Source organism: Polyangium sorediatum (genome assembly GCF_029946465.1).
Lineage (GTDB): Bacteria > Myxococcota_A > Polyangia > Polyangiales > Polyangiaceae > Polyangium > Polyangium fumosum.
Map to the genome: position 1 here is coordinate 291,408 of NZ_JARZHI010000005.1, position 26,127 is coordinate 317,534.

The 26,127-nt window shown below is 70.4% G+C and carries 24 protein-coding genes; 19 read left to right on the plus strand and 5 right to left on the minus strand.

What is annotated here, in order from left to right:
- Positions 1–27: 27 nt before the first annotated feature.
- From QHF89_RS09045 to QHF89_RS09055, 3 genes are read right to left on the minus strand one after another with little or no spacing between them, the layout of a single operon-like run.
- Positions 28–237 carry a radical SAM-modified peptide, FtsH ternary system-associated gene (locus tag QHF89_RS09045; protein WP_136970948.1) on the minus strand — a complete coding sequence of 70 codons (210 nt, stop codon included), beginning with the start codon at positions 235–237 and terminating at the stop codon, positions 28–30.
- Entirely contained in the window at positions 234–1,265 is a 1,032-nt protein-coding gene (amrS, locus tag QHF89_RS09050; protein WP_284720263.1) for an AmmeMemoRadiSam system radical SAM enzyme, read from the minus strand. Before amrS ends, QHF89_RS09045 begins: the two co-directional genes overlap by 4 nt.
- Positions 1,262–3,529: a WD40 domain-containing protein gene (locus QHF89_RS09055; protein ID WP_136970950.1), complete on the minus strand. Its 2,268-nt coding sequence runs from the start codon at positions 3,527–3,529 to the stop codon at positions 1,262–1,264. The genes amrS and QHF89_RS09055 overlap by 4 nt, the downstream gene beginning before the upstream one ends.
- A gap of 64 nt (positions 3,530–3,593) precedes the next feature.
- Between QHF89_RS09055 and QHF89_RS09060 the strand changes: the two genes are divergently transcribed.
- The 12 genes from QHF89_RS09060 (at position 3,594) to QHF89_RS09115 (ending at position 16,365) form a co-directional block, all read left to right on the plus strand.
- On the plus strand, positions 3,594–4,178 hold the full coding sequence (locus tag QHF89_RS09060; protein ID WP_136970951.1) for a hypothetical protein: 585 nt from the start codon (positions 3,594–3,596) through the stop codon (positions 4,176–4,178).
- Positions 4,175–5,245 carry a HesA/MoeB/ThiF family protein gene (locus tag QHF89_RS09065; protein WP_284720264.1) on the plus strand — a complete coding sequence of 357 codons (1,071 nt, stop codon included), beginning with the start codon at positions 4,175–4,177 and terminating at the stop codon, positions 5,243–5,245. The genes QHF89_RS09060 and QHF89_RS09065 overlap by 4 nt, the downstream gene beginning before the upstream one ends.
- A complete protein-coding gene (locus tag QHF89_RS09070; RefSeq protein WP_284720265.1) occupies positions 5,245–6,642 on the plus strand; it encodes a ubiquitin-conjugating enzyme E2 in 1,398 nt (465 codons plus the stop codon). Before QHF89_RS09065 ends, QHF89_RS09070 begins: the two co-directional genes overlap by 1 nt.
- Positions 6,639–7,238 (plus strand): MPN domain-containing protein, encoded by a 600-nt coding sequence (locus tag QHF89_RS09075; RefSeq protein WP_136970954.1) that lies wholly within the window; start codon positions 6,639–6,641, stop codon positions 7,236–7,238. Before QHF89_RS09070 ends, QHF89_RS09075 begins: the two co-directional genes overlap by 4 nt.
- Positions 7,235–8,158 (plus strand): hypothetical protein, encoded by a 924-nt coding sequence (locus tag QHF89_RS09080; RefSeq protein ID WP_136970955.1) that lies wholly within the window; start codon positions 7,235–7,237, stop codon positions 8,156–8,158. The genes QHF89_RS09075 and QHF89_RS09080 overlap by 4 nt, the downstream gene beginning before the upstream one ends.
- A complete protein-coding gene (locus tag QHF89_RS09085; RefSeq protein ID WP_136970956.1) occupies positions 8,155–10,143 on the plus strand; it encodes an AAA family ATPase in 1,989 nt (662 codons plus the stop codon). The genes QHF89_RS09080 and QHF89_RS09085 overlap by 4 nt, the downstream gene beginning before the upstream one ends.
- Complete coding sequence (locus QHF89_RS09090) at positions 10,140–11,306, plus strand: AAA family ATPase (RefSeq protein WP_136970957.1); 1,167 nt, start codon at positions 10,140–10,142, stop codon at positions 11,304–11,306. Before QHF89_RS09085 ends, QHF89_RS09090 begins: the two co-directional genes overlap by 4 nt.
- Entirely contained in the window at positions 11,306–12,082 is a 777-nt protein-coding gene (locus tag QHF89_RS09095; protein ID WP_284720266.1) for a hypothetical protein, read from the plus strand. Before QHF89_RS09090 ends, QHF89_RS09095 begins: the two co-directional genes overlap by 1 nt.
- 10 nt (positions 12,083–12,092) lie before the next feature.
- Positions 12,093–12,347 carry a hypothetical protein gene (locus QHF89_RS09100; RefSeq protein ID WP_136970958.1) on the plus strand — a complete coding sequence of 85 codons (255 nt, stop codon included), beginning with the start codon at positions 12,093–12,095 and terminating at the stop codon, positions 12,345–12,347.
- Positions 12,344–13,015, plus strand: a complete 672-nt coding sequence (locus QHF89_RS09105) for a tetratricopeptide repeat protein (protein ID WP_136931978.1) — start codon at positions 12,344–12,346, stop codon at positions 13,013–13,015. Before QHF89_RS09100 ends, QHF89_RS09105 begins: the two co-directional genes overlap by 4 nt.
- Positions 13,012–14,793: a hypothetical protein gene (locus QHF89_RS09110; RefSeq protein WP_284720267.1), complete on the plus strand. Its 1,782-nt coding sequence runs from the start codon at positions 13,012–13,014 to the stop codon at positions 14,791–14,793. Before QHF89_RS09105 ends, QHF89_RS09110 begins: the two co-directional genes overlap by 4 nt.
- 171 nt (positions 14,794–14,964) lie before the next feature.
- Positions 14,965–16,365 (plus strand): hypothetical protein, encoded by a 1,401-nt coding sequence (locus tag QHF89_RS09115; RefSeq protein WP_136970959.1) that lies wholly within the window; start codon positions 14,965–14,967, stop codon positions 16,363–16,365.
- A 69-nt stretch (positions 16,366–16,434) separates the two neighbouring features.
- Here QHF89_RS09115 and QHF89_RS09120 read toward each other — a convergent pair whose 3' ends face one another.
- Positions 16,435–17,046 (minus strand): hypothetical protein, encoded by a 612-nt coding sequence (locus QHF89_RS09120; protein ID WP_136970960.1) that lies wholly within the window; start codon positions 17,044–17,046, stop codon positions 16,435–16,437.
- A 229-nt stretch (positions 17,047–17,275) separates the two neighbouring features.
- Between QHF89_RS09120 and QHF89_RS09125 the strand changes: the two genes are divergently transcribed.
- The gene (locus tag QHF89_RS09125) at positions 17,276–17,830 is read left to right on the plus strand and encodes a SixA phosphatase family protein (protein ID WP_136970961.1); all 555 of its coding nucleotides are present in this window, start codon (positions 17,276–17,278) and stop codon (positions 17,828–17,830) included.
- On the opposite strand, the gene QHF89_RS09130 is transcribed toward QHF89_RS09125, so the two are convergent.
- Positions 17,827–18,840 carry an AAA family ATPase gene (locus tag QHF89_RS09130; protein ID WP_136931973.1) on the minus strand — a complete coding sequence of 338 codons (1,014 nt, stop codon included), beginning with the start codon at positions 18,838–18,840 and terminating at the stop codon, positions 17,827–17,829. The genes QHF89_RS09125 and QHF89_RS09130 overlap by 4 nt on opposite strands.
- 95 nt (positions 18,841–18,935) lie before the next feature.
- Here QHF89_RS09130 and QHF89_RS09135 point away from each other — a divergent pair, with 95 nt between their 5' ends.
- The 6 genes from QHF89_RS09135 to QHF89_RS09160 all read left to right on the plus strand — a co-directional run bounded on the left by QHF89_RS09135 (position 18,936) and on the right by QHF89_RS09160 (position 26,065).
- Positions 18,936–20,510 carry a peptidase MATCAP family protein gene (locus tag QHF89_RS09135; RefSeq protein WP_284720268.1) on the plus strand — a complete coding sequence of 525 codons (1,575 nt, stop codon included), beginning with the start codon at positions 18,936–18,938 and terminating at the stop codon, positions 20,508–20,510.
- A gap of 53 nt (positions 20,511–20,563) precedes the next feature.
- The gene (locus QHF89_RS09140; RefSeq protein ID WP_284720269.1) at positions 20,564–21,298 is read left to right on the plus strand and encodes a hypothetical protein; all 735 of its coding nucleotides are present in this window, start codon (positions 20,564–20,566) and stop codon (positions 21,296–21,298) included.
- A 272-nt stretch (positions 21,299–21,570) separates the two neighbouring features.
- Positions 21,571–22,233: a hypothetical protein gene (locus QHF89_RS09145; RefSeq protein ID WP_136970963.1), complete on the plus strand. Its 663-nt coding sequence runs from the start codon at positions 21,571–21,573 to the stop codon at positions 22,231–22,233.
- A 316-nt stretch (positions 22,234–22,549) separates the two neighbouring features.
- Positions 22,550–23,434: a hypothetical protein gene (locus tag QHF89_RS09150; RefSeq protein ID WP_284720270.1), complete on the plus strand. Its 885-nt coding sequence runs from the start codon at positions 22,550–22,552 to the stop codon at positions 23,432–23,434.
- Positions 23,435–23,657: 223 nt separating this feature from the next.
- Positions 23,658–25,205 (plus strand): serine/threonine-protein kinase, encoded by a 1,548-nt coding sequence (locus QHF89_RS09155; RefSeq protein ID WP_136970964.1) that lies wholly within the window; start codon positions 23,658–23,660, stop codon positions 25,203–25,205.
- Positions 25,202–26,065, plus strand: a complete 864-nt coding sequence (locus QHF89_RS09160) for a tetratricopeptide repeat protein (RefSeq protein WP_136970965.1) — start codon at positions 25,202–25,204, stop codon at positions 26,063–26,065. Before QHF89_RS09155 ends, QHF89_RS09160 begins: the two co-directional genes overlap by 4 nt.
- Positions 26,066–26,127 lie beyond the last annotated feature (62 nt).

Consider the following 26,127-nt stretch of genomic DNA (forward strand, 5'->3'; position numbering starts at 1 on the left):
CCTACCACGAACGCCCGGACTTGCAGGCTAGCCGCAGAGCATTTGCTCGAGGACGGCCGGGTCGAGGGCGAGGAGGATCTCTTCGAGCTCCTTGGGCCGGACGGCGTCGCCGATCACCTCCACGCCGTCCGCCGTCGGCCGGATGAGCAGCTTGACCTTCCGGCCCTCGGGATCGGCCGCATACTCCTCGGGCGTGATGAGGTCGGGCAGGGATTCGACGAATTCGCGTTTCGTCATGTCGGCACCTCGTCCCATCGCCCGGGGACCTTCCGTGAGCAATGAGGGCATGTTCCGTGAAGGAGGTTGTTCTCCGCGAGCGCCCACACGTCTCTTCGAATCACGGCCTGGCCACAGCCCGCGCAAGATGTATTGCGCCCGTCCTCGCCGAGCGCGCGCTCGACGTACACGTGCATGAGGCCGGCGTCCTTCGCGAGGGCGACGGCGCGGCGGAGGAGGTCGGGGTGTGTCGGGGGGGCTTCCTGGAGGCGGTAATCGGGGTGGAAACGGACGAGGTGCCATGGGGTCTCGGCGCCGAACGAAACGACGAGCGCGGCGAGGGCGCGGAGCGAGGCGTCGTCCGTGTTGAGGCCCGGGATGAGTGGGGTCGAGATTTCGAGCCAGACGCCGCATTCTTTCCAGATGGAAAGCGCCTCCAGGACGGGCGCGAGCGGCGCGGCGGTGAGCTTGCGGTGCGAAACGTCGGCCGGCGTCTTCAGATCGACGTTGGCGGCGAGCAGGGCCGGGGCGACGAGCCGGGCGGCGTGTTTCGTGACGAACCCGTTGGTCTTCCAAACGATGGCGGGGCCGGGGTCGCCCCGGAGATCGGCGACGTCGAGTGCGAGCTCGGCGGCGAGGAGGGGCTCGGTGTACGAGAAGGCGAGGAGCGCGTCTTTCTCCGCGCACGCGCGGACGAGCTCTCGCGCCGTGATGGGACGCGCGGTCCACGGCGCCTCGATGCGGCCGTGCTGCGAGAGGGGGAAGTTCTGGCAATACGTGCAGGCGAACGTGCAGCCCGGCGCGGCCACGGTGAGGACGGTTTTTCCTGGATGAACGTGATACAGCGGCTTGCGCTCGATGGGCTGGGCGTGGAGGACGGACGTCGCGTAGGTCGCCGTTTCCATCGTGTCGCCGCGCCTCTGCCGGACGTGGCAGCGGCCGCGATCGCCGTCCGCGAGCGCGCATGCGAAGGGGCAGAGGGTGCAGGTGAGGCGCGCGCCGTCGGTCCGGTAAAACCGCGCGGGGCGCCATTCCGGAGACGAGGTCACGCGAGCACCTGCCCGAGGGCCGCCGCGAGCAGGCCTTCGTCGTCGGGGCCGAGGCAGACGGCGCGCTTGCATCGCCTTTGCCACGCGGGCTCCCGGGGGTGGCCCGGGTAATGCACGAAAAAGCCGGCGAGGTCCTTGGGCGCGGGGACGTCGAGGTCCTCCTCGCCGAACGACGGATGCGAGAGGAGCACGATCGTGGGTTCGAGCGGCCCGTGCATGGGCAAGGACGCGCAGAGCTCGGCGGCGAGGGCCAGGGTTTGTCCGGTATGCACGGGCTCGCGCGCGCGGGCCGTGAGCACTTCGAAGAGGTCGGCGCGGTGGGCGATTGCCCGCGCTTCGTTGTTGCCGCCGGCTGCAATGAAATAGGCGGGCAGGCCGACGTCGAGCAGGGACGCGGCGAGGGCGTGCGCGGCTTGCCGGAGCATGGCCTCGACCGGGCCGAAGGCGGTGGGTGAGACGTCGAGGACGAGCACGAGCGGGCGCAGGCGCGGCGGCTCGCGGCCAAAGCGGGCGCGGTAGAGCAGGCCGCCGGCGAGGGCGCGATACTGCCGGAGATCGTCGGGCAAGGCCCATTGCGAGGGGACGAGCTGGAGGAGATGGCCCGACGAGGAAAATCCCGAGGGTTCGAGCCAGGGGCCCCGCGCCTCCGCAGCGCCGAGGCTCTGCGCGGGGACACGCAAGGCGAGGAGCCGGCGATCGAGGGCGATTCGCGGGGCGAGCTGAGCGAGGCGCCCGAGCATCACGAGCGGCAGGGTGGGATCGTCGGCGCACGCCTCGGGGCCGAGGGAGCCGAGCAGAACGAGCAGGCGATCGTCGACGACATCGAGGGCGTGTTCGAGGTACGCGAGGGGCAAGGGCGGCGCGTCGGGCTCGGAGGCGCCGCCGGCGAGGGCGTCGATCAGGGCGAAACGAATCTCGGCGGCGGAGGTGTCGGTTGGCGGGGCAAACGAGGCGTCCTCGTAGTCGCGGAGCAGGAGCAAGACGAGCGCGATGCGGGCTTGTGGTGGCCAGCGGAGCGCGGCGAGGGCGCTCGTCCCGGGGTGGCGCGCGAGGCGCTGGGCTTCGGGGGACGAGGGTCGTCCGGCGGTGAGAGCGAGCAAATCGCGGAGGAGCGAGAGCGGCGCTGAGCGATTCACGCGGAGCAGGGCGACGAGCGCGCCGGGCAGCGGGTCGAGATCGGCGGCGAGCGGGCCTGCGCTGAGGAGGCGCGGCGCAGGCGCCACGGCTTTGAGGGTGGCCTGCGTATTCCAGATGCGCGCCGTGCAAGGGTGCGTCGACGCGAGCAGGACGCCGTCGGGCGAAAAGGCGAGGCGATAGGCGAAGTCTTCGGGGAATTCGTACCGGGCGAGCGGGAGGCCGGTGTGCGCGTCCCAGATTCGAATGGTGCGATCGGCCGAGCCGGAGGCGATGCGGCGGCCCTCGGGGGACCAGGCGACGCAAAAGACGAGGCCCGTGTGGCCCGTGAGGCGGAGGATCGGATCTTTCGGGTCGAGGCCGCAGAGGATGACGTCTTTGTCCTCGGAGGCGGTGGCGAGACGGTGGCCCTCGGGCGACCAGGCGACGCCGTGAATGTCGCCCCGATGATGCTGGTGCTCGGCGCGGAGCCCGCTCGGCATGTTCCAGAGGCGGAGCTTTCCGCCGGTCGCGCCCTCGGCGAGGATCGGCGCCTCGGGGGCGAACGCGATGGAATAGGACATCGTCCAATGGCCCGCGGCGAGCGCGGTCTCGGCCATCGTGGCGAGGTGGAGGAGGCGCGTGCCGCCCTGGCCGCCCATGGCGAGGAACTGGCCGTCCTTCGAGAAAGAAAGCTCGAAGAAGGCATTGCCGCCCTTGATTTCGCGGAGGGTCTTGCCGGTCTCGGCGTCGGCGATGCGCACGTCGCCGCTCTTGCGGGCATAGGCGATCCGTTTTCCGTCGGGCGACACCGCGACGCACAGAATGCCGCGTCCGTATTCGGATTCGCTTTGCTCCCATAGGAGCGTGCCCGCGGGCAGGGCGAGGCGCCGGAGCTTGCCGTCGTCGCGGCCGAAGTAGAGCGAGCGGCCGTCGTGGGCGAAGGTGACGGAGCCCGGGCCCTTGCCGAGGTAACTCTCGGAGAAATCGTCGATGATGCCGAGCGAGGCTGCGCCGGTGGCGCCTTTGAAGGGGCCGACGGGGCCGATCGTCGCGACGTCCTCGGTCACGGGCGCGCGGCCCACCGTGGCGGCCTGGCGCGTCACGTACGCGTCGAGCGTGGCCTTGCGTGCGTGTTGCGGCTCGCTCATGCCCCGGCGCTCCCGACCCCCGGATGTATCCGAATCCGAGGGGATTTGCTAAGGTTCTTTGCAGATGGCGAAGCGGGACACCAAGGAAGCAGCCCTCCGCGAGGCGTTCGATCGGGGCCTCGGGAAGGGGCGGGATCCGACGCGCAAAGAGCCCGCGGCAGGTGGGGGGACGCGGACCACGATCCGCTCGCCGTGGCTGGGAAAACCCTGCGCGCACTGCGGGCACACGTTCCGGCGCGGCGATGCCGTGGAGCCCGCGGGGGCGGCGAGGGACGAGGTGCGTCACGGGGAGGTTTGTCCGGACGAGGAGACGATTTCGGCGTCGGCGTCGTCGCGGGAGCGCGAGGCGTTTTACGCGGGGGTCGCGTCCGCGCATCCGCCGCCCGAGGGGCTCCCGCTCGTGCGGCTCTTGCCGGGGGATCCGCGGCTCGCGGCGCCGGGGGGCGCGGGGCGGCGGCCTTCGTGCGTGATCTGCGGGCACACGCTCCGGCCGTTCGATGAGGTCGTGGTTTGTCCGTGCAGCCCCGAGGCGCCGCTCTGCCGCGGGGCCGTGCACCGCGACGCGATCCGGACGATGTATTGCTTCGATGAGTGGCAGAAGAGCAAGATCGGGCAGCATTGCCCCGTGACCTCGCGGAAGCTCACGTGAGCGGTTTGTCCGAGCGGTTCGCGCGGCACGCGCTCGTGCTGGGGTTTCGGCAGGATCGGCTCGCCGCGGCGACGGTGGTGATCGCGGGCGTGGGCGCGCTCGGGAACGTGGTCGCGCAAGCGCTCGCGCTCGCGGGCGTGGGAAAGCTCGTGCTTTGTGATCCCGACGAAGTCGCGGCCTCGAACCTGAGCCGCGCGCCGCTGTTTCGGCCCGCGGACGTGGGGCGGCCGAAGGTGCTGGCAGCGAAGGATACGCTCGCCGCGCTCGCGCCGGAGACGGTCGTGGTGGCGCGGCAAGCGGCGCTCGTCTCGGGTGTGGGGCTCGCGGAGATGCGGGATGCGTCGCTCGTCGTGGGGTGTCTCGATAGCCGCGCAGCGCGGATGTCACTCGCGGGGCGCGCGGGGCTCGTGCGCGCGCGGTGGATCGACGCGGCGACATCGGCGTGGGGCGGGGAGGTGCGGCCGTTTCTGGATCCGGACGGGCCGTGTTACGCGTGCGCGCTCTCGCCCGAGGAGCGCGCGAAGAGCGACGTGCCGTGGAGCTGCATGGATCCGCGCAGGCCTGCGGAGCTCGGGTCGAGCGCGCCTGTCGCGGGCCTCGTGGGCGCGTGGGCGAGCGCGCTCGCGGCGCGGGTGATCATGGGCGAGGCGGCGGCGACCGACGCGGTCGTGATCGACGTGCTGCGCGGTGCGGCCGAGCCGCTCCGGATGCAGCGCGCGCCGGATTGCCCGCTGCATGCGCCGATCGGGGAAGCGACGCGAATTCCGCTCGGGAGTGATGCGACTGTGGGGGCGCTTCGCGCGGCGCTCGGGCCGGGGGCGCGACCGCTCGCGTGGAGCCCGCTCTTGCAGAGGCTCGAATGTCCGCGCGGGGATCACGCCGAGGAGGCGTGGGGCATGCCGTGCACCCGAGGCTGTCCGCGTTGTGGTACGTTGATGCGAGCGCGGACGACGCTCCTCTTCGAGAGCGCGCCCGAGGGGGCGGTGTTGTCGGATCTGGGGGTGGCGCCGCGCGAGATCCTCGCGGTGCTCGGTCGAGTCGGAATCACGTACGTGGAGCTTTCCTGATGTCGAACGCGGGACTTCTTCTGGACACGGCGGAGGCGGTGGGCGAGCTCGGGCGCGTGGCAGAGACACGCGAGGACGCGCTCACGCTGCTCGGAGGCGCGATCCTCGCAGGCGTGCCGGGCCTCGAAGGCGCGCGCCTGCCGCGGTTCGAGGGCCCGGCGCACGACTATTTCCAGAAGGTCGCCGAAATCGTGGAGCAAGGCGGCGGGCGCGCGGGGGTCTCGGCGCTGCTCGCCGAAGCGTCGCGGCTCTTTCCCGGCAAGCGTGGCAAGGGGCGTGAGGTGGGCTTTGCGCGCGAATCGGGCGCGCGTGCGCTGCCCATTTCGATCGTGCTGCAGGAGGGTCTCGGGGACGAGCAGATCCTGGCGATCGTGAAGGCGTCGCGCGGCGTCGCGGCCTCGCTCGGGCGAAGGGCGGCGCTCGATCTCGTGAGCCGCGAGGAAGGAGGCCTCTGCGTGTCGTTCGAAGGCGCGAGCGAGGAGGAGGCGGAGACGATCGTGCGGTCGCTCCGCGCGTCGATCGAGCCCTCGATGCGCGTGGAGGTCGCGCGCGAGAGCCACGCGTTCCGCGATTATTTCCTCGATCCGCTGCAAGCCGAGGGGCCGGACGGGCAGCGGTTCGTGCTCGATCACGTGCGGGCCTCGACGCGGCTCGTGGACGTGGCGCAGGCGATCCTCGGGGCCTACGAGGAGGCGTTCTGGCCCATGGGCAAAGGCGAAAAGGCGCTGCCCGTCGTGGATCTACGGCGGCCCGGGGAGCGCGGGGCGCGGCGGCTCTTCTCGCAGCAGACGCTACACGACGCGGGCGTGCGGCCCTTCGATCTCCTGGAAATCCATCCGGAGCGCCGCGCGGGCAGCGTGAATCCGTTTCTGCTGACCGAGAGCCTGGCGATGGTGAAGAACCAGATCCTCGAGTTTGCCGGGACGCACCAGGGCTTCGAGGTGCAGGCGAACGCGCTCGACGTGCCGACGGAGTACCTCGTACGCTTTCGCGCGCCGGGGTTTGCCCCGGGATCACCACCGCGGCGGGTCGAGGCGCACGAGGTGCTCCTGGTGATGCCGCCCGATTTCCCGGTGAAGGCGCCGGAGGCGTATTTCCAGCGCGAGGTGTTTCACCCGAACGTGGACGCGAAGACGGGGCTCGTTTGTCTGGGCGTGCTCGCGGAGAGCTACCGGCCGGGGCTGCATTTCGGTACGGTTTGTCAGATGCTCGTCGACATGGCGTCGTACCGGAACTACGAGCTGCGCGAGGTTTACAACCCCGAGGCCCACGCCTGGGCCGCCTCGCCCGAGGGGCAGGACGCGATCACGGCGATCGGCGGGCGCTCGTGGAGCGAGCTCGAAGGCGGGGCGGCGCGGCGCGCGCGCAGCGTGAGGATCGAGCGGCTCTCGGCATGATCCGGGCGAAAAAGGCGTTCGGCGTGTCCCCGATCGAGGCGCCGCCGCTGCCCCTCCGAACGAAGAGCGCGCTTGGTCCGCGCGCCCGCGCGTGGCCCGGGGCGGCGCGCGAAGGCGGGCCGGTCGACGTGTTCGTCCGGGAACACGTGCGCGATTCGCTCGGCGTTTCATGGGGATTTTCGCGCGAGGTGGAGGAAGGCGGGTTTCTGTTCGGTGAGGTGCTCCGGGACGCGGATGCGCCTTCGCGGTGGCTCGTCGTGGTGACGGAGGTGATCCGGGCCGAGCACACGGAGGAGGCGCCGGACGCGCTCGTGTTTTCGCCGGAGTCGTTCGCCTCGATGCGGCGGCATGCCGAGGCGAAGCGCGATGGGGCCTCGATCCTCGGCTGGTTTCACACGCACCTCGTCGCAGGGCCGGAGGATCGGGGGCTCTCCGTGGTCGATCGGGATCTGCACTTCTCCACGTTCCGGCGGCCCTGGCAGGTCGCGGCGCTCGTCTGCGTGGATCCGGCGCGGGATCCCGAGGGGCGCGAGGTCTCGTTTTTCGTGCGGCAGGGCGACTTCTTGGTGCCGTGTGCCGTGGAGGTGCTCGCGTGACGGAGCTCGAACGGGGTGCGTCGAGACAACCCGCGGGCCGGACCTCGGCAGCCACGGCGATCGCGGCGGAGGTGATCGCGTGGGCGAGCGCGCCCGGCGGGGCGCGGCCGCGGAAAATGCCCCAAGGAGAGATGGGGTATCCCTCGCTGCTCGCGCCGCCGCAGCGCTTGCGAGATGCGGCGGCGGCGCTCGCCGCGATCCACGCGGCGAAGCTCGGCCTGCGCGCGCCGCCGCTCGGCGACGGAAGGCCGCTCGGGCCCGGAGGTGTGGTGCTCGCCGCGGCCGTGGGGCTCGTGGAGACGAAGGGCGTGGCGGAGGCGCTCGCGGAGGCCTGTCCGGAGCTCTCGGGGGCGTGGGATCTCGTGCTGCGGGATGCGATATGCTCGCGCGCGCTCGCGACGTCGATCGACGCGGATTTCGCGGACATGCTGCGCGCACGGTCGCCGCTCACGGCCGCGCTCGGTAGGCCCGCGCCCGGCGGGGAGGACGAGACGATCGCGACGATCGCCGCGATCACCCGGCATGCGGACGGGAGAAGGTTGGTGGTAAAAACGTTCGCGCGGCCGGGCGCTTCGCGCGAGGTGCGGCGGTTCCGCGCGGCGGCGATGGAGCGGCTGCGCACGGGGGAAACGAGCTTGCTCGATCTGGTGATCGAGGTGTACGAGGCGGCGCTCGTGTTTCATCGCGAGCGCGTGATCGAGGAGATCACGGCGGCGCGGGCGGTGATCCTCGGGCGGGGGGACCCGGAGGCGAAGATCGAGGACGCGCTCGCAGTGGCTGCGTTTTATGGGCCGCTCTGGCGGATCCGTCGGGCGCACGCGGAGCTCTTGCGAACGCGGCACGGGCTCGATCTCGAAGGGATGCTCGAGGGGACGCGGCTGTTCCAGCTCGGCGCGCGCCTCGCCGGAGAGGATGCATGAGCCGGCCGCTCGTCTCGCTCGCGCCGCTCGGGGATGCCGAGGCGTTTCAGGATGCGCTGTTCAATGCGCAGGAACAAACGCTGCGCGTGTTGCTCGAAGCGTGGCCGGCGGTGTCGCTGGAGCCGCTCGCCGAGGTGCTCGATCGGCGCGTGTCGGAGCTGCGGATCAAGGTGGTGACGATCTCCGAGCGGACGCCGGTGTTCTGGCCGCCGGGGCTTCGGCTGCCGACAGCGACGGCGCACCCCGCGCCGCAGGCGCCGGTGCCGGTCGTTGCGCCGAAGGCGCCCGCAGCCGCGGCAAAACCGCCGCCCGCGCCGGAGGGACATCCGCAGGCGATCTCGGAGGCGCAAGCCGTGGAGATCGCGTATGGCGACGAGATCGAGCAGGTCGCGTCGTTCCTGCGGGCCGGTTTGTCGGCCATGGTCATTTGCGACAAACTCGTCGTGCGGCACCTCTGGCCGCGGATCGTGGCGGCGGCGCGGCTTGATCGGGTGGTGCTGGAGCTGCCGCCCGAGGACGCCGAGGCGGGGATTGTGCCGCGGGGCTTGCGGCAGATGCAGATTGCGCGGCTGCGGGAGCTGATCTTCGGGCTGAAAGAGGGGCAGGTGCTCGTGCTGCCGCACCTCGATCTGCTCGTGGCGGCGACCGAGCGCGGGATGTCGAGCGAGGCACGGGAGATCACGGAGCTTTTGTACGAGGCGCCGGATCGGCCGCTGCTCGCGTTCGTGGATCGGTCGCTCGTGGTGCCGGAGGTGGTGGCGGCGCGGTTTTCCGTGCGGATTTCGCTCTCGGGGCTGCCGCGGGAGGTGCCTTGGGAGGGGCGGCGGGCCCCGGTGGGGGTGGCGCTCGTGACCCACAAAGAAAGGGCGATGTTCGCTGATTACACGCCGGCGGAGTTCTTCAAGCAGGTCGCGGGGCTCAATCCGATCCGGCTGCGCGACGCGATGGCCTACGCTGTCCAGATCGAGGCGCGGCGCGGGCATGGCCCGGACAACCCCTCGCGGGTCGCCCGGCTCTACGAGTCGATCCGGATGTTCAAGGCGCAGACGTCCGAGGATTTCGTCATTCCAGACGTCTCGATGGCCGACATCGGGGGGTATGAAGACGAAAAGGCGCTGCTCGCGCGGGCGATCAAGCTGCTCGCCGGGGTGTTCCAGCTCCCGGACGACAAGCTCCGGCGCGAGCTCATCCCGCGGGGATTCTTGTTCCACGGGCCACCAGGGACGGGCAAGACGCTGTTCGCGAAGGCGATCGCGAACCAGATGAACGCGACGATCCGCGTCGTGTCCGGGCCGGAGGTCACGGACATGTACGTGGGCGAGAGCGAGCGGAAGCTCCGCGCGATTTTCGCCGAGGCGCGCCGGAACGCGCCGAGCGTGGTGGTGTTCGACGAGTTCGATTCGATCGCGGCCAAGCGCAGCGGGCGCGACGACGGCGGGAGCCGCGCGGGAAATGCGCTCGTCGCGCAGATCTTGACGGAGATGGATGGGTTTCGGCCCGACGTGCCGATGCTGGTGATTGGCACGACGAACCGGCTGAACCTCATCGACGAGGCGTTGCTCCGGCCGAGCCGGTTTCAGCCGATCGCCATTGGTTTGCCCGACGAGGCGGCGCGGCGGCGTATCGCCGAGGTGCACGCGAAGCATTTTCAGATCGAGGCGAGCCCCGCGCTGCTCGACGTGATCGCGGAGGCGACGCACGGGATGAACGGGGATCAGATCCGGTCGATCTTCCGCGACGCGTGCGTGGGGCTGTTTTGCGAGACACCACCGATCGAGCCGACAGCGGAGCGGCTCGGATTTCTGGTCGGGAGGATTCGCGCGGCGGCCGACGAGCAAAGGCTCGAAGGGGCCGCGCCGATCGTGGCGGTCGCCGCGCGGGCGCCGTCGGGGCCCGGGCCGCGGCGGCCGTCGGGGGCCTTGTTCACGCTTGCGTCGGGGAATGGCCCCGGCGGGCATGGGACGTCCGGAGGAGGATCGACGTGAGTTATCCGGAGGCGACCCTTCGGACGGTGGACCGGCTGTCGCGGCTCGCGAAGGAGCTGAAGCGGCAGTTTTTCCTGCGGGACGAGGCGGTGGATATCCTCGTGCTCGGCGCGGTTTGTCAGGAGCACGTGCTCTTGCTCGGGCCGCCGGGCACGGCGAAGAGTGATCTCTTGACGCGATTCGCCGAGCAGATCGACGCGCCGCGGTTCCATTACCTGCTCACGCGGTTCACGGAGCCGGCCGAGATCTTCGGTCCGCTGGATCTGCCGGCCTTTCAAGAGGGACGATATCATGTACGCACGGAGGGGATGTTGCCTTCGGCGACGATCGCGTTCCTCGACGAGGTGTTCCAGGGCGGGAGCGCGATCCTGAATACGCTGCTCACGCTGGTGAACGAGCGGGTGTTCCACAATGGCCCGGTCCGGCAGCGGGTGCCGCTGATGTCGCTCGTCGGGGCCTCGAACGAGCTGCCGGACGATCCGACGCTGAAGGCGTTCGCCGATCGATTCGCGCTGCGGGTGCTGGCCCCGCCGGCGCCGGACGAGGGGCTCGGCGAATTGCTCGATCGAGGCTGGGACCTGGAAGTGGAGCGGCTCGACGCGGCGAAGAGGAGCGAGCGCGGGGAGGGGACCGCTGTGGTGCCGATGTTGAAGGAATCGGCGGTGCGGGCGCTGCAATATCATCTCGCCGAGGTGAAGCTCTCGGAGGTGCGGCCGCTGTACGAGCAGATTTTGCGGGATACACGGGCCGAGGGGCTGGAGCTTTCGGATCGGCGGATCGTGAAGGGGCTGCGGCTCGTCGCAGGCGCGGCGCTCGTCGCGGGGCGGGAGCAGGCGGCGGTCGAGGATCTGTGGCCCATCAAGCACGTGTGGTCGCGGCCTTCGGACGCGCCGATCCTGCGGCGCGTGGTGGAGGCGCGGATCACGGAGGCCGGGGGCGCGAAGGCGCCGCGGGCGCGAGGGCAAAGGCATATCCTCGCGGATCTGGAGACGCTGGAGGAGCGCGAGGGGAGCCTGCGCGGGGAGACGGCGATTTCTGCGCATTTGATGGCGCTCAATCGCCTGCGACGCGAGGTGATTCTGGATCACCCGGACGGGCGGGAGCTCCGGGAGCGAATCGAGGTCGTCGTGCGCCGCGTGCTCGGGCGGCTCGAGGAGGCGTGATGTGCAATCCGCGTCGGGTGGAGGTGACGGCGACACGCGCCATCGTGGAGGCGTGGGAGCGTGAGGTGCGCCGCGTGGCGTCGCGGACGGGGACGGTGCACGGCGAGGTGCGGATCCGGCAATCCCTCGCGGCGTCGCTCGGCGCGCCGGCCCTGGCCGCCTTGGAGCGAGCGCTCGACGCGGGGGATCTCGCGTGGCGAGAGGTGCCGGAGGGATATCGATACGCCATCGACGGGGGATATGCGCTGTATTCGCCGGACGATCGGAGCTTGACGATCGTGGCGACGCAAAGCGAAGAGGTGGTCGGTCGGGGCGAGGCGGAGAGGCGTTTGTCGGGGCGCGTGGAGGCGGAACTCTCGGCGCGCGGGACGGGGGCCTATTACGACGACGGATACAACGGCAGGACGCGGGCGGCGGCGGACGTGGAGGCGCGGGCGGCGGCGCAGGTCGCGCTGGATGCGGCGGCGCGGGCGCGGGTCACGCAGGCGGCGAGCGACGCGGAGGCGGCCGTGCGCGCGGAGGTCGAAGCGCAGGCGGCGCGCGCGGCGGAGGCCGATTTCGAGGCGCGCGCGGCGGAGCGGCGAGCGGAGCTCCAGCGGCAAGTGGAGGGGCGCGCGGATCGGGTCTTTGCGGAGGCGCGGCGGGCCTTTCACGCGCTGCTCGCGCGGGCATACCGGGACGCCTTGCTCGCCATGGCGCGGCACCGGGGGGCGCAGGGCATTTCGGTGCACGAGGACGGCGACGTGCTCGAAATCGAGTTCGAACTGCCGAGGTAGGAGGCGCGCCATGCCGACGCTCGTGCGATTTCGATTCAACAAGGTGACGGGGGAGGTCGAGGAGTTTCTGGTGGACGATCAGGATCGCCACCTGCCCGAGGCCGAGCACGACCGCATCGCCGCCGAGGTGGGGCGGTTTGTCGCGGCCTTTCCGCGGCTGCGGGAGGTGGCGCCGGAGGGCGCGCCTCTGCGTGAGGCCGGGGGCGCGCGCGAGGCGCACGCCGAGGAGGCGGAGGGCGGGCCGCTCGTGCCGGAGGTCGAATGACGTCGCCGCGGGAGTTCTGGGCGTCGGCCGGGCGATGCTGGCTGTCGAGCGGGGACGAGGACGAGGCGCTCCGGTGTTTCGAGGCGGCGGAGGCGTGGGGGAGCCTCGGGGTGCTGCACGAGCGAAAGGGGCGGTTTGTCGAGGCGGCAGAGGCCTACCAGCGCGCCGAGCAATGGGTGGACGCGGCGCGCTGCTTTCACGTGGCGGGGAAATGGGAGCCGGCCGGGCGTTGCCTTTCGCGGGCGGAGCTTCCGATGCGGCGGGCCTGGACGCTCGTGCACGAGATGGGGCTCGTGGCCGAGGCGGAGAAGGTGATCGACGCGGCGCCCATGCGCGATGTGGCCGAGACGGTGTCGATGACGCTCGTGCGCGCGCGTTGTGACGTGGCGCGCGGGGATCACGCGGCGGCGGCGAAGAAGCTGCGCGAGGTGTTTCCGGATCTCGCGAAGGTATCCCCGGCGTCGGGGTATCGGTGCGTGACGGAATGGGCGGTGCTGATCGGGGAATCGATGCGGCGGCCGGATCTGTCGGCGCTCGCGCTCGCCGCTGCGCCGCGCGGGGTCGAGGCGGACGCGTTATGGGAGCGCTGGTCGTCCCGGGTGTTCGGAGAGGTGGTGCCGCCGCCCTTCTCGCTGCACGCGCGGGATGAGGAGGCGGGCGCCGGATGAGCGACGGCAAACCCCCGACGTTCTGGCAGAAGCTCTTTGGGCGCGCAGGGGACGTGGCGCGATCGGACGAGGCGGCGGCGAAGGAAGAGCCGCCGCCACCGCCGCCGCCACCGCCGCCGCCACCGCCGCCGCCACCGCCGGCTGCGGTTCCACCTCCGCAAACCAAGGCTGTCGCGGAGTTTGTCCAGGCGCCGGCAGGGCAGGCCATGGCGTTGCTTGAGGCAAACCTCTGCGGGGCCATGTTTTCCGGTGCCGGTGAAGCCCTCGCCTTTCTCGGGGCGCTCGGCGGGGCGCGGCTCGCGGCGCGGGCGGTTTGTCGGGTAGGTCCACAAGGAAGAGTCTGGGTCGAGGCCGCCGCGCCGCCCGAGAAAGCAGCGATGCTCGCGCGTCTCGCCGGCGGGCGCGCATTCACGGGGCTCGTCGCGGGCGCAGGGGAGGAGCCGACCCTGGGCGAGCCACGGGCGTGGGTCGCGATGTTGCCTGATGGAAAACCCATGCCGCCGCGGATCCTTTTGCCGCAAGGGTCATCGCGTACGGTGCTGGTCACGGGGCGCGACGTGGAGCGGCTGGAGCGGACGTCGTGGAGCGCGGCGCCATTGCCTTCGCTCCTCGAATCGACGTCGCTGCGCGCCGAGCGCGCGCGTGCGCGGAGCGAGGTCGTGGCCGTGGTGCCGCCGGAGCTCGCGCGCTGGGTCGTGGGGCGTTGTCTCGCGCTCGGGCTCGTGGTCTCGCTCGCGCCGGCGGAGCAGCGGGGGCTCCTTGACGCGGAGGAGGGCACGGGGGTCGTGTGGATGCGCGTGCACGCGCCGAAAGGCGTGGTGCCGGCGTCGTGGATCGCGCGGCTCGCGGATCTGCCGGGCGTCGTGGTCGCGTATGCGGCCGGCGGAGACGCGCGGCTCTTCGTGGATGCGCGGTGTGACGCGCCTGCGTGGGCGCCGTTTTTCGCGGCGTTTTTGGGGCGGGACGAGGTATGGGTGCTCGGCGCCGTGGACGTGGGGCACGCGCGTCTGCGTCTGCTCGGTGAAATGGTCTCCGGCGGTTCGCTCGTGACCCTGCCGGATCACGCGGCGGCGCCGATCGAAATGGAAGCGACGGCGGCGCGGTTGCCAGCCCCGATCCAGGTGGAGCTCGTGCACGACGGGCGCGCGGCGCGGATCGACGCCGTGCTCCTCGACGCCGACGAGTTCGCATGGGCGCGGCAATGGCTTTTGCGGCTGCCGGCGGGGGATTCGGTGGTCCTTGCGTTCGGAGGAGAGCGGCACCTGCTCCTTGCGGCGGACGAGACGGCGTCGCGTGTGCCGTTTGGCGTGTCGCTTTCGCGGATCGGCCCGGGGGCGATTTACATCGAGCAGGGGCTCGGGTTTTTCCCGGCCATGCCACCGGAGGCGCGGCGCCGGGCCTTCGGGCCAAAGGAGGGCGAGCTCGTGGTCGTGACGCGCGGCGGGTCGTTCGTGTTCCGGATCGATTCACTCGCGCCGGCCTGGGCGGCGTGGATCGCGGAGCCGCCGCCCATGCACCCCGAGCCGTTTGGCGAAGCCACCCAAAAACTCGCGGAGATCGAACGGCGGGCGCGCGCGGACGAGGCGCGCGCGGCGGCCCGAAAGCTGCCGATTGAATTCGACGTGCAGGACGGCGAGGTCGACGTGGGGCGGCTGCGCGAGCAAGCCACGCGCGCGCTCGCCGCCGGGAGCCTCGCCCGCGCGGCGCAGCTCTACGAACGCATCGGTGATCTGCGCGCGGCCGCTCAGCTCTATGAGCGCGCCGCGCGCGGCGAATAGATCGACGGAATCGGCGCGTCGCTGACGGGACGGCGTTTCGCCTCGGGCATGCGCGTGTTTCGAGCGCCTTCCCGCGTGCTCCCCCCTGCCGGTCGTTGTATTCTGCGTTACTTCCGTGGGGCGCTGAACGCGTGACGCTTGCGTGTTCGGCGAATGAAAAAGGGAGGATGCATGCAACGACGACGGATGGCGGGCGTGGCGCTCGGCGTGGGGCTTCTGCTCGGTCTCGGGGCTTGTAGCAAGAACGACGAATCCCGTGTCGAGTCCTCGACGGGGCCAGCGGCCTCGGGTCCCGCGATGTGGGCGAACGCGCTCGGCGCCGACGGCAGGCAGGCAGGATGGTTCGTCGGCGCGTCCAAGACGGGCGAGATCGTCTTGGTCGGGACGATGGAAGGATCCGTGCAATTCGGCGACGCAGGGGCCCTTCAAGCCAAGACGAAGAGCGACATCTTCGTGGCATGGCTCGGGCAAGATGGGAAAATCAAGCGCGCGCGGCGCTTCGGCGATTCGGGCCGGCACGTGCCCGTGGGGGTGGCCGTCGATCCACAAGGCGGCGTCGTGATTTCGGGTCTCGCCGATGGGAACATCGATTTCGGCGGCGGGCCGCTCGCCGATCTCGGCGGCGGTGACGCCTTCGTGGCCTCGCTCGGTCCGAACGGCGAGCTCCGGTATGCGCTGCGCGTCGGCGACGCGATGATGCAAAACGGCGGCGAGGTCGTGCTCGCCTCCGACGGGAGCGTGTACTGGTCCGGCTCGTTCGACGGGACAATCGATATCGGCGGACAAACCCTGACGAGCGCCGGAAACTCGGACGTGTTCGTCGCGCGGCTCGATTCTACGGGCAAGGTCACCTGGGCGAAATCGCTCGGCGGGGCCGGGACCGAGGCCGATGGCTCGCTCGCGATCGACGCGAAGGGCCAGATCCTCGTGTCCGGGTATTACGAGGGCGCGCCGAACCTGGGCACAGGCGCGCTTCCGGACACCGGCGTGGCGGACGGCGAAATGCTCGTCGCCCTCGATTCGTCGGGCAAGGTGCTGTGGTCGCAGGGCGCGCCGAACAAGACCGGCTTCTTCGGGTTCAGCATGCAGGCGGGCGAGAACGGTACGTTCCTCGTCGGCAGCGTGGCAGGGTCGATCGATTTCCTCGGCAAGACGCTCGCCCCGCAAGGCGGCTCGGCCGAGGGCCTCGGGGTCGTGCAGATCGACAGCGCAGGCAAGGTGCTACGCGCGGACGTGTTCCCGGTGGAGCGGCTCGGGCAGGTCTTCGCGACGCCGGTGAAGGGCGGTGGCCTCGTCCTGGGTGGCCATTTCCAGGGCACGGTTGATCTCGGCGGGCAGAAGCTCACGAGCGCCGGCGAGGAGGACATGTTCGTGGCCTGGATGAACCCACAAGGGCGCATCGAGCGTCAGGAGCGGCTCGGCGGCAAGGATCACGAGCGGCTCGGCGATCTCGCGATGACGCCCGACGGGCACGTCGTGTTGACCGGGATGTTCGAGGGGACGATGAACCTCGGCGCCGGTGACCTGACGAGCGGCAAGGGGCCGGACGCGTTCGTCGCGTTCCTGCGGTAAGGACCAACGGAGCGCGTCGGGCTCGCTTTGGGCAGGGTGGGCCCGACGCGCTCGCTTTTCTTCGCTTCGTTACCGCGTGGGCTTGAGGTGGAACGCGCCGCAGCCCGGGAACGTGATCTTGCCGGCGAAGAGGGAGTTGTCGGTGGCGATTTCGCCCTCCATGCTGACCATGATGTAGTGCTCGGGCTGCACGATCCAGCGGCTCGGATCGAAGCGCACGCGGCGGGTCTCGGGCTCGTACGTGCCGGAGATGAGGTACGAGCCGGCCGCGCCCGAGGGGGCGTGCTGGAAGTCGAAGACCGCACGCACGACGCGGCCGCGGACGTCGACGATGCGGAGCGCGAGGCCCGTGTTGCCCTGCGTGCAGTCATAGTCGCCGACCCAGGTGCGCGCGCGCTGGAACGGGTTTTCCGCGGGGAACTCGCTCGGGACCCAGCCCTCGTCCTGGTGGACGATCTCGGGCGCCGGGGCGCCCTCGGGCTGGTTCACGATGATGTAGATGGCCGTGGGCTCGGACGCGGTCTCGACGACCTCCGCCGGGTCGGGAGGCAACGGCGCCGCGGCGCGGACGTAGTGCGGGCCGCCCCCGCACCCGAGCGCGGAGAGCGCTCCGACGAGGAGCGCTCCTCGTGCGGCACGAAACCCCATCGCCACCCTCTCCTCGAACGAGCTCAAGAACATCGTGTCCTCCCCGGCTCGAGTGCCTTCGTGACCCGCGGCGGCCGGCCGCAGGGGGGAGAATAGCGCGTTTTCCCCGAAAGCACGTTCCTTTCGCCAAGTTTTCCCGAGGCGCGTCGCTCTGGACATCCTCCCGCGCACTCCCCCGGAGGCCCTGACGGTCGTTCCCGAACTCCCCTCGGTCAACGAGACGGGTGCAGGGGCGCGCGGCGCGAGGTAGAGATCGCGCGCCATGGATCTCCTTCTATTCCGACACGGCGAGGCCGTGGAGAACGCTCCCGGGCTCGGTGACGCAGGCAGGTGGCTTACGGCGAAAGGCCGTCGGGTGTCGCGAAAGGTCGCGCGCTGGCTCGACGAACGGTCGTCGCGCAGGCCCACGGCGATCTGGACCTCGAGCCTGGTGCGCTCGGTGCAAACGGCGGAAATCCTCGCGGCCGAGCTCGGGCTGGAAGAGGAAGTCCTCGTGCGGCCGGAGCTCGCGCCGAGCGGGGATCTCGCGGACCTCGTGCGGCTCATCGAGGCCCATCGCGGGCGCGGGCCGCTCGCGCTCGTGGGCCACGAGCCGGGGTTGTCGATGCTCGCCCGGAACCTGCTCGGCGACGTGGCCTGGCCCGGGATCAAGAAGAGCGGGGTCGCGGCGATCCGTCTGACGCCCGCCGAGGGGGAGCAGGGGCGGCGGGAGGCGAGCTTCCGCTTTTTGCTCCTGCCGAAGGGGATGGAGCTCGTGCGCTCGCTCGACGTGATCTCGCAGGAAGAAGCGGCGCCGCCGCAGCAGGCGTCGGCCTAACGCACGCTCTTCGCCGCCGCTTCGAGGACGTCGACGTCGCGCACGCCGTCGGCCTCGGCGCGGTAGGAGAGGACGATGCGGTGGCGGAGCGCGGGCACGAGCATGGCGCGCACGTCGTCGACGTCGGCGGCGGCCTCGCCGCGGAGGGCAGCGCGGGCCTTCGCGGCGAGGACGAGGGCCTGGCTGCCGCGCGGGCCGGCGCCGTACCGCACGTACTCCTTGACCTCGCGGACGACCTTGCCCGCCGTGGGTCGCGTGGCCCGGCAGAGCGAGACGGCCAGGGAGACGGCCTCGTCCGTGACGGGGATGCGCGGCACGAGCTTGCCAATCGCGCGCACGTCGGCGGCGTGGAGGACGGGCTCGATCTGCGGAGCCTTGCCGCTCGTGGTGCGGCGCGCGACCTCGCGCTCCTCTTCTTCGCTCGGGTAATCGACGTGGATTTCCAGGAGGAAGCGGTCGAGCTGGGCCTCGGGCAGGGGGTAGGTGCCCTCCTGCTCGATCGGATTGCGGGTCGCGAACACCTGGAAGGGATCCGGGAGCGGGTGCGTCGCGGCGCCGACCGTGACCTTGCGCTCTTGCATCGCTTCGAGGAGCGCCGCCTGGGTCTTCGGGGGCGTGCGGTTGATTTCGTCGGCCAGGATCAGGTTGTGGAAGATCGGGCCGGGCATGAAGCGCAGCGTGCGGCTGCCGTGTTGCTCGTGGAGGACGTCGGTGCCGGTGATGTCGGCCGGCAAGAGGTCCGGCGTGAACTGGACGCGGCCGAACGAGAGGTCGAGGGCGCGGGCCAAGGAGGCCACGAGCAGGGTCTTCGCGAGGCCCGGGACGCCGACGAGCAGGGCATGGCCCCGCGCTGCCAGGGTGACGAGCATGGATTCGACGACCGCGTCCTGGCCGACGACGGCCTGGGCCACGGCGGTGCGGAGGCGCTTGGCAGCGGCCTCGGTCTTTTCGAGCAGCTCGGCGTCGGAGAGTTCGGCCTCGCCGGTGTCGGTCGTCGTATCGGTGGACATGCGGGGCTGGCCTCGTACCGCGGGCGTCGTGCCCGAGCAAGGCTTCCGGAACTTCCCATGATCCGTCCGGGCCCAACTGTGTGACAATCACCTCGATGCCCCCGAAGCAGGAGCCTCGCGAAAAAGACACGCGGGAGGTCGCCGCGTTCGCCGTGCCGCCGCCGCCCCTCGTCCCCGCGGAGGCGGAGGAGGCGCGGGAGGCCCGGGACGCAGCCGAGGAGCCCTCGAAAGAGCGAGAGCGTCCGCCGGAGCGGCCGTCGAATCCAGGGAAACGGAACGGGAACGGGAACGGCGCGGCGAAAGCGCAGGCTGCGGAGCATGCGGCGACGGCGCCGCTCGAGTCGCTGAGCCTGCGCGACGATCCGATCCCCTCGGTGCCGCCGCCGCCCGCGGCAGGGCCCTGGCGCTCGTACAAGGAGATCCTGGCGAAGCTCTCGCAGCGCGTGCTGGAGGCGCAGCGGCCGATCCGGATCTTGCAGGCGCTGCGCTGGGAGTCGGCGGTGGAGGAGCAGTTTCTCCGCGGCAAGCAGCGGGATCTGCCGAAGGTGACGTACGCGACGGACCTGGGCTTCGACGCGGACGTGAAGATCGCCGAGCTCGAGGAGATCCTGCGCGACGCGGAGCGTGAGCTCGGGAAGAACGATCGGCTCGGAAATATCCTGCGGCACACGGCGGCGGAGTACCGCGACGTCGTGCGGATGCTCAAGGCGCGCGGGAAGCGGGATTTTTACAAGCTGTCGCGGGTGCTCTACGGATCACCGAAGGACAAGCTGCCCGACGGTCAGACGAGCGTGCGCGACATGGGGATCGTGCTCTACGACGTGCTCACGGCGATCGGCGGCGAGAAGCTCGGCCCGCCGGAGCGGCGCGAGATCACGGCCGAGATGGCGGCGATGGAGCTGAACGCGCGCTTCGATCGGTTCTTCGGGAGCGCCGCGATCCGCGTGCAGGTGGACGACTCGATCCTCGCGGACGCGGCGGCGGGCAGCGACTACGTGAAGATCCGGAGCGGGGCGACGTTCTCGACGCGGGACATCGACATCCTCGAGGCGCACGAGGGCTGGGTGCACGTGGCGACGAACCTGAACGGGCAGGCGCAGCCCGTGGCGCGCTGGCTCGGCAAGGGTCCGCCGCGCACGACGGCGGTGCAGGAGGGGCTCGCGGCGCTCGTCGAGATCTTCACGTTCCGGTCGTCGCCGCGGCGCGCGAAGAAGCTGAACGATCGGATCCTCGCGGTGGACAAGGCCGAGGACGGCGCGAGCTTCCTCGACGTGTTCGAGTGGTACCGGACCGAGGGCTACGAGGAAGACGAGTGCTTCCAGAACGCGCGCCGGGTCTTCCGCGGCGGGCTGCTCGAAGGCGGCGGGCCCTTCACGAAGGACGCCTGTTACTGCAAGGGGATCGTCCTCAACTACGCGTTCATGCGGGCCGCGATCCAGCAGGACAAGGCCGCGCTGATCCCGTTCTTGTTCGTGGGGAAAGTGGCGCACGAGGACGTGCCGGTGCTCTACGCGCACGTCACCGACGGGATCGTGAAGCCTCCGCCGTACCTGCCGCCGCTCTTCGACGACATGAACGGGCTCGCGATCTGGATGTGTTACTCGTCCTTCTTCTCACGGCTCGGGGCCACGGCGATCGCCGAGCACTACAGCAAGGTGATGGCGCTCTAGCAAGAGCGCACCGCATAAAGCCGCGGCCCTGTCAATTTAAAAAAGGACAGGACATGGGATCGCGGACGATGCGGTATGGGGTGAGCGTGGCGCTTCTCGGCGTCGCGCTCGGCGGGTGTGGAGAAGGCGGCGGGACGGGCGGCACGGCCGGGGCGAGCGCGTCGAGCACGAGCACGGGCACGGGCGGCGCCGGCGGCAGTGGGGGCGACGGCGGCGGCGGGATGGGCGGCGCCGGGGGTTCCGGCGGCGGGACCGTGGACAAGGCGAAAGATTGCGCCGACACGTTCGGCGACGCGCTCACGAGCGCGTTCGGGCGCGCCGATGGAACGGTGCTCGCCATCGTGAAGCCGACCGATACGCAATGCGCGATGCCGAACGACGATCACGTGGTCGTGCAGGTGGTCATGAACGGCAAGGCCTATCGGATGGTGGTGAACGTGGAATCGAGCTTCGGGGATCCCAACGTGCGGTACCTCGAGACGTCGCACGTGTTGCCCGGACCGGTGTGGGAGGAAGGCTGGCATCCCGGGCTCTCCCTCGATTACGTGAACGACCTCGGGGTGCAGGCGGAGGCATTCACGCCGTACGACCTGCCCACGTTATCGGACATGATCGCCGACGTGATCCCGCTCGGCGAGAAGATCAGCGTCTATGCCCACAGCTCGGGCGGGGCGAGCGCGCACAAGGTGCACCGGAACAGCGCGGCCCAGGATGGGGTCATCGTGCTCGATCCCGAGGGCGCTGCGCCGAAGATGCTGCTCTTCCGCTTCTCGAACCAGGTATTCTGAGCTTCTCTCCGCGTTGCGCTGCGGGGCCCTGAAAACGGGACCCGCGTGGCGCGTAGGGGCCTCGGCTGGGCCCGTAGGGGGTTCGCCCCTAGGATTTCTCCTGCAAGTCGCCGCATGCTCGGGGCGTGTTCCATCGCCGGACCGCTCGACGTTCTGACGACCGGGCCGAATGAAATGGCTCGTGGTCGGACCTTCGCGGCAAGCGAGCACATCACTGCTTTTCAGCCCACGGAGGAAAGACCTCGTCGAATGGAAACAGGGGGGAGATTCGTATGAAGAACACGTCGAAGCTCGTTGCGTTGATCCTGTCCGCGTCGGCCTGTGTGTGGATGACGGGCTGCGCGGCCGAGTACGGGGATCTCAGCGAGGATACGGACGACGCGGCGGCCAACCTGGAGAAGGGCGCGATCACCAAGGGGCATCTCGGCGGTCAGGCGGAGTTCCAGGGGATCTCGAAGGGACATCTCGGTGGTCAGGCGGAGTTCCCGGCGATCTCGAAGGGGAAGGGCATGGTCGGGCAGGACAGCCAATTCGAGGGCAGGATGCTCGGCAAGGCCGCGCGGGTCGTGGCAGGCGGGACGCAAATCGAGCAGCCGGCGTTCGGCGGAAGCCTGGAAGGCGGCCAGGCTGCGCGCGAGGAGAGGGTCGAAGAGGGGCAGCGCGCCGGTATCGAGGGGCAGCTCTCGGAGACGGCGCTCGTGCACGAGGAGTCGGCGGGTCAGGATGTCGCCGGCCAGGTCGAGGAGGGTGATACGTCGGAGTCGCAGGAAGCGCTCTCGAGCTGGTGCGGGGCTGGCATTGGATTCGCCGGGTTCGGGGTCGGCTGGCGAGGATACTATCCCGGCTTCGGCGGCGGCGGCTGCTATCGCCCCTGCGGCGGCTACGGGATCTGGGGCGGCTACGCCGGCTGCGGTTTGGCCGGCGCCTTCTGGTGATCGCTCCAGACGTCGCCGGAAGGAACGCGTGAATTGAACTTACGGGCCTGAGCGGCCTCCGTGGAGGAGGTCGTTCGGGTCTGTTTCCATTTCCACGCTCCACGACTTCCGATCGAGCCATCCTGCGCTGGACATGAGCTCCTTTGGACCCGCGTGCCGATCGTCCCCGCGGGCGTTTCACCCGCGCCTACCCTCGACGTCGGGCTGTCCCGGCCAAATGAATTCGCTTGTGGCCGGACCCTCCGAGGAGAGCGAACCGCTCGCGCCCCTCACGCAGGGAATGGCCGCAGCGAAGTGGGAACAGGGGGAGGTTGGTATGAAGAACACGTCGAAAATCGTGGCATTGATCCTTTCCGCGTCCGCGGGCATTTGGCTCGCGGGTTGCGCTGCGGAGGTCGGGGATATCGACGAGGAGACGGAGAGCGCTCTCGATAACGTGCACAAGAGTGCCGGCTTCACCAAGGGGCGCATTGGCGCCTCGACGGATGCCTCGGGGAGCCAGGACGGCCAGCGCGAGAACGTGTCCCTGGGCGGCCAGGTCGCGGGGGAGATCGCGGGCGGCATGCTCGGCAAGGGCCTCGGCAAGGGCATGGAGAAGGGGAAGGGATTCGAGCAGGGGCTCGGCAAGGCCATCATGGAAAAGGGCCTCGGCAAGGGCACGGAGAAGGGGCTCGGCAAGGGCTTCGTGCAGGGGCTCGGCAAGCACCATCTCAGCAAGAGCGCACCGATCGCGGCAGAGGAGAGGGCTGGAGAGCAGCCGGCGCTCGGCCAGCAAGAGGAAAGTGGCCAGCTCGCCGGGGAGAGCGGTCAGCTCGCTGGGGAGAGCGGTCAGCTCGCCGGGGAAGGCGGCCAGGTCGCGGGCGCGGAGAGGATCGAGGGCCAGGTGGCCGGCCACGAGGGGCAGATCGAGGGCCAGGCGGCCACGAGCGGAGAAGAAGTCGGCCAGGCCGAGGAATCGACGGGTGAATCGCAGGAATCGCTCACGGCGCAGCCGTGGCGTCGCGGCTGGTACGGCCGCGGTTATTACGGGTACGGCCGCGGTTATTACGGCGGGTACGGTCGGTACGGGTACGGCTACCCGTATTACGGCGGCTACCCGTACTACGGCGGCTACCCCTACTACAACTACCCTTACTACGGCGGCTACCCGTATTACGGCGGCTACCCGTACTACCGGCATCATCGCCGCTACTGGTGGTGATCGGCGGAACGGCTTTGTGACGTGAATCCATGGGCCCGGTCGGTCTCCTCGGAGGCCCACCGGGCCCGCTTCATTTCATCGTTGTTTCGATTCCCTGCCCGCCCTCGGCGCCGCGGGCGGCCGCTTCCGTCCCGACGGCGCGTCCGCCGTCCTCTCCGCCTCCGCCCGCTCTTCCTCCCTTTCCCCTTCCGCTCCCATCCGCCCCGGTGGCATCATCCTCGCCGTGAGGATCTGCCCCGCGTGCTCGCGCGAGTACCCCGATGCGCGCTCGCATTGTCAGGATGACGGGATCAAGCTCGTCAGCCTGGACAAGACGGCGGCGCTCCGGGCCGAGCAGCTCGTCGGGCAGCTCGTCGACGGGCGCTACCGGATCGAGCGCGTGCTCGGGCACGGCGGCATGGGCACGATCTACGCCTGCCGGCACGTCGTCGTCGGCAAGGCGTTCGCGATGAAGGTGCTGCGCCCGCCGCGCAGCGGGCAAAACGATGGCGTGCTCGCGCGCTTCATCCGCGAGGCGCAGACCGCGAACGCGCTGAAGAGCCGGCACATCATCGAGACGACGGACTTCGGCCAGCTCGAAGGCGGCCCGTTTTACGTGGTGATGGAGCTGCTCGAAGGCTTCGATCTCGCGCGGGCGATGCGCGAGTCGAGGCTCGGTCCCGCGCAGCTCCTGCACGTGTTCATCCAGATCGCCGACACGCTCGTGCTCGTGCACGCGCAAGGGATCGTCCACCGCGATCTGAAGCCGGACAACGTGTTCCTCGTGCAGGAAAACGGCGATCCGCTCTTCGTGAAGCTGCTCGATTTCGGGATCGCGAAGATCCTGCACAGCGGTTCGTCGGAGCTGACCGAGGAGGGGATGATCCTCGGCACACCGCACTACATGGCGCCGGAGCAGGCGCGCAGCGAGAGCGTGGATCACCGCGCCGACGTGTACTCGCTCGGCGTGATGATGTACCGCGCCTTCACGGGGAGGCTGCCGTTCACCGCGGAGTCGACGATCGGCGTGATCACGCGGCACGCGATGGAAGCGCCGGAGCCGCCGAGCCGGCTCTGCGCGATGGATGGGCTGCTCGAAGGCGTGATCCTGCGCTGCATGGCGAAGCGGCCCGAGGAGCGGCCGCAAAGCATGGCCGAGGTGTCGCGGGATCTGCGCGCGCTCGCGATGAAGTCGTCGGGGCAGGGCTGGCCCGTGCCGAACCCCGCAGGCAACGCACCGGCGCCGTACGCGACCGGGAACTTCGCGCGGATCTCGACGAGCAGCGTGCCGATGCCGATGCCGGCGGCGACGCCGAGCCAGGCGCCTCCGCCGATGATGGAGAGCGGCGCGACGCAGCGCGGGTTCGTCACGTCCGCGACCGGGGCGCACAAGGCGCCGCCGAAGCGCAGCGCGGCCGTGGTCGTGTCGCTCGGCGTCGCGGCGCTCGCGATGGGCGGGATCGGCGCGGTGCTCGCGTTCGCCGTGATGCGCGGAGGCGGAAGCTCGCAGCAGAACGCGAGCGCATCGAGCGCAGAGGCGCCCACCCCGAGCGCGAGCGCGAGCCCGACGTCTCCGCCGCAGGCGCTCGCCGCGACGGCGCCGCCCGAGCCCACGACGACGCCCGCGACGTCGGCCGCAACGCCGACGACGTCGACGCCGACGGCGACCCCCGCGGCCACGCAGACGTCCGCGCGCGGGACGTCGCCGGGGCCCGTTCGTACCGCAGCGCCGCCGCCCACGACCACCAGCAAAACGGGCCGCAGGTCGGAGATCCGGAGTCCCTTCGAATGATCCGTCGCTCCATGCCGCTCGTCGCGGCGTCGCTCCTCGGTTTGTCCTTCCTCGTCACGAGCCCCCTGGCCTCGGCCCAGGCGAAGAAGCCCACGTCCACGTCTGCGCCTGCGACGAAGAAGAAGCCGCCGAACAAGAACGATCCGAAGCTCGTCGAGGCCAAGCGCCTGTTCCAGCAGGGCGAGGAGCTCTACACGAAGGGCGACTACGAGAAGGCGATCGAGGTGTGGGAGATGTCCTACGAGCTCTCGCAACGAGAGCTGATCCTCGAGAGCATCGCGAACGCCTACGAGCGGCTCGGCAAGGCCGAGAAGGCGCGTGAGTACCTGGGTCGCTGGCGGGAAGCGGCGCCGCCGGAGGAGCACGCGGATCTCGACGCGCGGCTCGCGAAGCTCGACGAGCGCATCGCGAAGGAGAAGGCGGAGCAGGCCGCGAAGGAGAAAGCCGAGAAGGACGCGAAGGACAAGCGCGACGCCGACGAGCGAGCGAAGCGCGAGGGCAGCAAGCTCTTCATGCCCGGCGTGATCCTCGCGGCGGCGGGCGGGGCCGTGGCGCTCGGCGGCGGCGTGCTCGACATCCTGGCCGCGACGCGCAGGCCGGATGCGGCGTCGGTCTGCGGAACGACGGCGGATGGACGGCAGCTCTGCCGGTCGTCGGCGAAGGACGACATCGAGACGTCGAACACGTTCGCGACCGTGGGCGACATCATGCTGATTGGCGGCGGCGTGGCCGCGGCGGTGGGCGTCGTGCTCGTGGTGACGCAGAGCGGCGGGAAGAAGGGCGCGGAGGAGACGAAGACCGCCGTCGTGCCGTGGTTCTTGCCGGGCGGCGGCGGGATCGTGGCGGGCGGGTCGTTCTAGCGGACGCGTGCCGGTCGCGTACGACGCAGGCGCCGAGCGATGCGTGCGATCGCTCGGCGCTT